Origin of the sequence: Intrasporangium sp., from assembly GCF_036566125.1 — a bacterium.
In the GTDB taxonomy this organism is placed as follows: Bacteria; Actinomycetota; Actinomycetes; order Actinomycetales; family Dermatophilaceae; genus Intrasporangium.
The window spans coordinates 1-6289 of the sequence record NZ_DATCWX010000018.1 but is presented as its reverse complement, the minus strand read 5'-3'; the positions used below and the strand labels follow the sequence as shown (position 1 = coordinate 6289).

Below are 6289 nucleotides of genomic sequence, written 5' to 3'. Positions count from 1 at the left end.
TGTCCGCTCCGTGGCCGGCTCGAGTGGTGGAGGAGGCAGCGTCGACCAGATCGCGTCGGCCAAGAAGCTGCTCGACGAGGGAGCGATCACCCAGACAGAGTTCGAGCAGCTGAAGGCACGAGCCCTCGGCACTACGAACGTGGGTGGTGCAGCAGGGGCTTGAACCCTGGACCGACGGATCGTGAGGACGTTTCCCGGTCGTTCGAGATAAAGTCCCCGGATCTGGTTGCCGCTCAGGCTGGTTGCTAACGGTCGGATCGGCCCCTGGTCGCCGTTTGTGTGACGCAATATGTCGCGTGACCTATCACGAGGTCGAGAAGGGTCCAAGAGCGAGGAAACCAGCAGCAGACGGCGCAGCTCGATCCGCGTTGATGTGATGGTCCAACCGCCGTTTTGGGTAGTGCGGCACCAACAACGGCCGGCCCGCGAGTACTCGAGGTACGCGCGGGCCAGCCAGGTTTGAGCCCTTCCTTCTGGACTCGTCTTCCTCAGTACCGGATGACAACCCGGCCGTCGATCTTGCCGTGCTTCATCTCATCGAAGACGGCGTTGATCTCGCCGAGCTCTCGAGTGCTCACCGTTGCCCGAATCAGGCCACGGGCATAGAAGTCCAGTGCCTCTGCCAGATCCTGGCGGGTCCCGACGATGGATCCGCGCACGGTCAGGCCTCTGAGGACGATGTCGAAGATGGAGGCAGGGAAGTCACCCGCCGGCAACCCGTTGAAGACGATCGTCCCCCCGCGCCGTGACATGTGCATGGCCTGACCGAACGCGGCGGGGTGGACGGCGGTCACGAGCACTCCGTGCGCGCCGCCGGTCTGTGCCTGGACGACCTCACTCGGGTCTTCGTGGAGCGCGTTGATCACGAGCTCTGCGCCGTGCTTCTTCGCCAGCGCCAGCTTGTCGTCCGCGATGTCGACCGCAGCCACGCGAAGCCCCATGGCCTTGGCGTACTGCACCGCGATGTGGCCGAGACCACCGATGCCGGAAATGACGACCCACTCACCGGGCTTGGTCTCGGTCATCTTCAGTCCCTTGTACACGGTCACGCCCGCGCAGAGGATCGGCGCGACCTCGACGGGGTCTGCGCCCTCTGGGATGACCGCAGCAAACTTCGCGTCGACCACCATGTACTCACCGAAGGAGCCGTCCACCGTGTAGCCGGCATTCTGCTGCTTCTCGCACAGGGTCTCCCAGCCGGTAATGCAGTACTGGCATTCACCGCACGCCGAGAAGAGCCAGGCGTTGCCGACGAGCTGACCGAGCCTGAGACCGGTGACGCCTTCGCCCAGGGCGACCACCGTACCGACACCTTCATGGCCCGGGATGAATGGTGGACTCGGCTTGATCGGCCAGTCGCCCTCGGCCGCGTGCAGATCCGTGTGGCACACGCCGCTCGTGACGAGCTTGACCAGGGCCTGCCCGGGTCCGGGTGCTGGCAGCGGAACATCGTCGATGCTGAGCTCGGTGCCGAAGGCGCGGACCACGGCTGCTTGCATTGTCTTCATGTCGTCTCCTTGACGTCGTTGTCGGAAGTGATTGTGGAACGCTGGGTCGGTCGACGCTGCAATGGCGTTGCACACGTCTCGCCGACGATGAGGGCCCTTGCCGCTGCGCGGAGTCCGCGGTGGCTCAGAAGAAGCCGAGCGCGTCGGGGGAATACGACACGAGCAGGTTCTTGGTCTGCTGGTAGTGGTCGAGCATCATCTTGTGGTTCTCACGGCCGATGCCCGAGCTCTTGTAGCCACCGAAGGCGGCGTGCGCCGGATACTGGTGGTAACAGTTCGTCCACACTCGTCCGGCCTTGATCCCGCGCCCCATGCGGTAGGCGCGTGCTCCGTCGCGCGTCCACACGCCAGCACCGAGGCCGTAGAGCGTGTCGTTGGCGATCTCGAGGGCCTGGCCCTCGTCGGCGAAGCTCGTCAACGAGACGACGGGCCCGAAGATCTCCTCCTGGAAGACCCTCATAGAGTTGTCGCCCTCGAGGATCGTCGGCGCGACGTAGTAGCCGTCCGCCAGGTCACCGTCGAGGACGGTGCGCTCACCGCCGGTAAGGACCTTCGCGCCCTCCTGACGACCGATGTCGAGGTAGGACAGGATCTTCTCGAGCTGTTCCCTGCTCGCCTGCGCGCCCATCGTCGTGTCCGTGTCGAGCGGGTTGCCCTGCACGATCTGCTCGACCCGTGCCGTCGCGTCGGAGACGAAGTCCGCGTAGATCGACGACTGCACCAGTGCTCGGGAGGGGCAGGTGCAGACCTCGCCCTGGTTGAGGGCGAACATTGTGAACCCCTCGAGAGCCTTGTCATAGAAGGCGTCCCGCTCTGCAACGACGTCGTCGAAGAAGACGTTGGGCGACTTGCCGCCGAGCTCCAGGGTGACCGGGATGATGTTCTGCGACGCGTACTGCATGATCAGGCGTCCGGTCGTCGTCTCGCCGGTGAACGCGATCTTGGCGATGCGCGGGCTGCTCGCGAGCGCCTTACCGGCCTCGGCACCGAAGCCGTTGACGACGTTGACCACGCCCGCGGGCAGCAGGTCCCCGATCAGCTCCATGACCTTGAGGATCGACCACGGCGTCTGTTCGGCGGGTTTGAGGACCACGGCGTTCCCGGCGGCCAGGGCAGGGGCGAGCTTCCATACCGCCATGAGGATCGGGAAGTTCCACGGGATGATCTGTCCGACGACGCCGAGCGGCTCGTGGAAGTGGTAGGCCACGGTGTTCTCGTCGATCTCCGAGCTGGTGCCCTCCTGACCGCGCAGGACGCCGGCGAAGTAGCGGAAGTGGTCGACGGCGAGCGGCAGGTCGGCGGCGAGCGTCTCCCGGACCGCCTTGCCGTTCTCCCAGCTCTCGGCGACGGCAAGCGCCTCGAGGTTCTCCTCCAGCCGGTCGGCGACCCGGCCCAGGATCAGGGAGCGCTCGGCGGCCGGCGTGCGTCCCCACGCGGGGGCGGCCGAGTGCGCGGCGTCGAGGGCCGCCTCGATGTCTTCCTCGGTGCCACGAGCGATCGCGGTGAAGGGCTTGCCGTTGACCGGCGACAGGTTCTCGAACCAGAGACCCTTCTTGGGGTCGACCCAGTTGCCGCCGATGAAGTGGCCGTACCGGTCCTCGACGGTGACGAGCGAACTCGCTGAGCCGGGGGGTGCGTAGATGGTCATGATGATCTCCCAACGTCCTTGGTGGTGCCCCGGCGGCCGGAATGCCGTGGGTTTCCTGGCCGGGGTCGAGACCGACGGTAGGCAGCGCCACGTTGCATGCACGTTGCATCGGACCGGCGATGGTTCGCTGACAGGGGGAAGCGGCGCGCTCGGGGGTGACAGCGCGCTACGCGCGACGATGCCGTATGCCGCTGAGCTGGCTCCCAGCCCCAGGCTGGCTCCCAGCTCGCGACTGGCTCCCATCCAGCCGGCTTCCGGCCCCGAGCTCGCGGTCCAGCCGACCGAGCTGTCCGATGACGAGGGACCGCAGCGGGGAACGAGGCGACAGCGCTTCCAGCTGTGCCCGCCACATGTCGTAGTCGTCAGCCCCCCAGCCCGATCGGGTCCACGTCGACATGAGGTCCGGTTCCCGACTGTCGAGGACGGCCTGGCGCAGCGAGGCTTCGATCCCGTCCCGCAGTCGCACGACACCGGGGGCGCGGGACAGTGGCAGCAGCGGGCCTCGGTACGCACGCATAGCGGCCGGCACGTCTCCGACCGCGAGCATTGCCTCGACGGCGAGCCAGTCGGCTCCGACATCGGCAATGAGGCGGTAGGGGCGCGACGCGAGAAGGTCGTAGCCGAGGATGGCACGTAGCCGCCCGAGCTCGACCCGGAGCGTCGAGGCGCTGCTGTCCTCCTCGTACAGCAGCACGGCGAGCTCGTCACCCGACAGCCCGCGCGGAGCCGAGGCCAGCAGGAGCAGAATCTCGCTGTGCCGGGGACTCAGCCGAATGGTGCGACGGTGGCCGCGCCCGTCGTCGACCGTGAGGAGTCCTGTCGATCGCCCGAGGGCCTCGAGCCGCACAGCGAGTCCGGCCGCCCGTCCCGCGTCGACCGCTCCGCCGGAGGCCGCATGGCGCGTGAGCAGCTCCCGGGCCAGCTCGGACTCAGCCATCCGAGCCGCGGCCCGGACCATGGCGGTCGTCTGCGGAATGACGACGTCGTCCGCCCCGGTGATGTCGAGGACGCCGAGCAGGCTCTGGTCGGTCGGGTCGTGGATCGGCGTGGCCGCACAGCTCCAGCGGTGCACGGAGCGACGGAAGTGCTCTGCTCCGATGACGTGCACGGATTGGTCGAGGCGCAGCGCCATGCCCGGAGCGTTGGTCCCGGCGAGACGTTCGTCCCAGTTGCTGCCCTCGACGAATCCGATGGCCTCGGCCCTGCGCAGGACCGCCGGCGTGCCGCACACCCACAGCAGCTGCCCGGACGCGTCCGACACCGCCATGATCGCGTCGCACTCCCGGGCCGCCCGACCGAGGACGTCATCGAGCAGGGGAAAGACACTCGCGAGCGGGTGGGCCGCGCGTTGGTCGCGTAGGGCGTCCTCGGGCAAGGTGATCGGTGCGTCGACCGCATCGGCCAGCACCCCGGCGGCCGCGGAGCGCAGCCAGGACTCTGCCACGTCCGCGCGGACACCGGCGACCTCGCGTGCGTCTCTCGCCTCCGACACCACCTGCTGATTGTGCGCCAGGGCCTCGATCCACGGAACCCTCCGCGGCCACACCTTCACCAGCCGCCGCCCCTGACAAAGCCCTGCACGCCCGGCAGTCCTCTCTTGTCGACGGTGCGAGTATCTCCATCTCGACGTGGGAGAGGACCTCCGTCAACTAGCGTTCTCGTGTGGCGGACGAGTCACCCATCGTGGTGGAACGGCGCAAGGAGCTGACCTACCTGCTGAGCCTGGCCGGCGAGCTCGAGCACGCCCTGATGTGCCAGTACCTCTATGCTGCGTTCAGTCTGAAGGGCAACAGCGGTCCGGGACTTCAGGCTGACCAGCTCGTCTCCGTGGAGCGGTGGCGCCGGGTGGTGTTGGATGTGGCGGCACAGGAGATGCTGCACTGGGCCGTGGTGCAGAACCTGCTCATCTCCGTCGGGTCCGCGCCGTATGTGAGCAGGCCACACTTCCCCCATCAGGCGAAGGGTTATCCAGCCGGCGTGCAGCTGCGCCTGCTCCCGTTCGGCGAGGCGGCGTTGCAGCACTTCGTCTTCCTGGAGCGCCCGGAGGGCGTGGAGCTGGCCGACGCCGACGGGTTCCAGCAAACGGGGCCGCGGCTGGCACCCATGCGCGCCGAGGAGATCGTGCCGCGCGGGCAGGACTTCTCCACGCAGGGTCACCTCTACCGTTCGGTGGAACGCGGTTTCGCACGACTGGCCGAAGTGCTGGGCGAGGACCGGCTGTTCATCGGGCCGGCGTTCCACCAGGCGGAGGAAACCACCTTCCGCTGGCCCGACCTCGGACCAATCACCGACCTGGCGGGTGCCAACCGGGCCATCGAGCGCATCGTCGAGCAGGGCGAGGGGGCGACTGGCGACTGGGAGACCGCCCACTACGGCCGCTTCCTCACGGTGCTCGAGGAGTACCGGGCGATCCGCGAGGTTGACCCCGCCTTCGAGCCGGCTCACCCCGTTGTGGCTGCCGGGATGAGACCGGTGGAGGGGATCGAACCGGACGTCTACATCACCGACGCCGCCACCGGAGGGTGCTCGGATCTGTTCAACTCCGTGTATGAGCTCCTCCTGCAGATGATCGCGCGATACTTCGCGTTCGGCCACGAGACACCCGAGCAGAGGCAGGTGCTCGCCTCGACGGCCGTCGACCTGATGTTCCAGGCCATCAAGCCGCTTGGCCTACTCCTCGCCCGCCTGCCCGTAGGACCCGAGCATCCGAGTGCCACGGCGGGGGCCAACTTCCAGCTCCCCTACCGAGCCAGCTTCCTGCTGCCGCACCGCCGCTCGGCCTGGCTCCGGTTCGCCGAGCGCCTCGACGAGCTCGCCCTCTTCGGCGAGAGCCTTGATCCGGCCGAGGGGGCAGACACCGTCAAGCAGGTGTCCGGAGCGCTGGCCCGCGCAGCCGCGCACCTGACGGCTCAAGTCGAGGCGGTCTGACGCCGTCACCCATCTCGAGCACCCAGCACGACCCCGGCACCAGATGGCCCGGCACGGCTGCCGTCCTGACTGCCCTCGTACGGCACCAGGACGACTCGGTACCCTGTCAGCCCTGCTCTGGCAGCAGGGCTGACCCATGGACCCGACGAAGACCGGTTGCTGGCCAGTGGTGGGGTCGTCAACCTTGCGATGGCCCGGCGACAAC

The 6289-nt window shown here is 67.8% G+C and carries 5 protein-coding genes; 2 read left to right on the top strand and 3 right to left on the bottom strand.

Annotated elements, in window-relative coordinates:
* Window positions 1-10: 10 nt before the first annotated feature.
* Entirely contained in the window at window positions 11-163 is a 153-nt protein-coding gene (locus VIR15_RS01125; protein ID WP_331925629.1) for an SHOCT domain-containing protein, read from the top strand.
* A gap of 325 nt (window positions 164-488) precedes the next feature.
* Here the strand turns inward: VIR15_RS01125 and adhP are convergent, their stop codons facing one another.
* The 3 genes from adhP to VIR15_RS01110 all read right to left on the bottom strand — a co-directional run bounded on the left by adhP (window position 489) and on the right by VIR15_RS01110 (window position 4651).
* On the bottom strand, window positions 489-1499 hold the full coding sequence (adhP, locus tag VIR15_RS01120) for an alcohol dehydrogenase AdhP (RefSeq protein ID WP_331925628.1): 1011 nt from the start codon (window positions 1497-1499) through the stop codon (window positions 489-491).
* 133 nt (window positions 1500-1632) lie between these two features.
* Window positions 1633-3156 carry an acetaldehyde dehydrogenase ExaC gene (gene exaC, locus VIR15_RS01115; protein ID WP_331925627.1) on the bottom strand — a complete coding sequence of 508 codons (1524 nt, stop codon included), beginning with the start codon at window positions 3154-3156 and terminating at the stop codon, window positions 1633-1635.
* A 166-nt stretch (window positions 3157-3322) separates the two neighbouring features.
* Window positions 3323-4651: a helix-turn-helix domain-containing protein gene (locus VIR15_RS01110; protein WP_331925626.1), complete on the bottom strand. Its 1329-nt coding sequence runs from the start codon at window positions 4649-4651 to the stop codon at window positions 3323-3325.
* A gap of 167 nt (window positions 4652-4818) precedes the next feature.
* Between VIR15_RS01110 and VIR15_RS01105 the strand changes: the two genes are divergently transcribed.
* Window positions 4819-6084: a ferritin-like domain-containing protein gene (locus tag VIR15_RS01105; protein WP_331925625.1), complete on the top strand. Its 1266-nt coding sequence runs from the start codon at window positions 4819-4821 to the stop codon at window positions 6082-6084.
* The last annotated feature ends 205 nt before the right edge of the window (window positions 6085-6289 follow it).

Excerpts from the sequence above, each read along its gene's own strand:
- adhP (WP_331925628.1), bottom strand. The coding sequence starts at position 1,499 with ATGCAAGCAGCCGTGGTCCGCGCCTTCGGCACCGAGCTCAGCATCGAC.
- exaC (WP_331925627.1), bottom strand. The coding sequence starts at position 3,156 with ATGACCATCTACGCACCCCCCGGCTCAGCGAGTTCGCTCGTCACCGTC.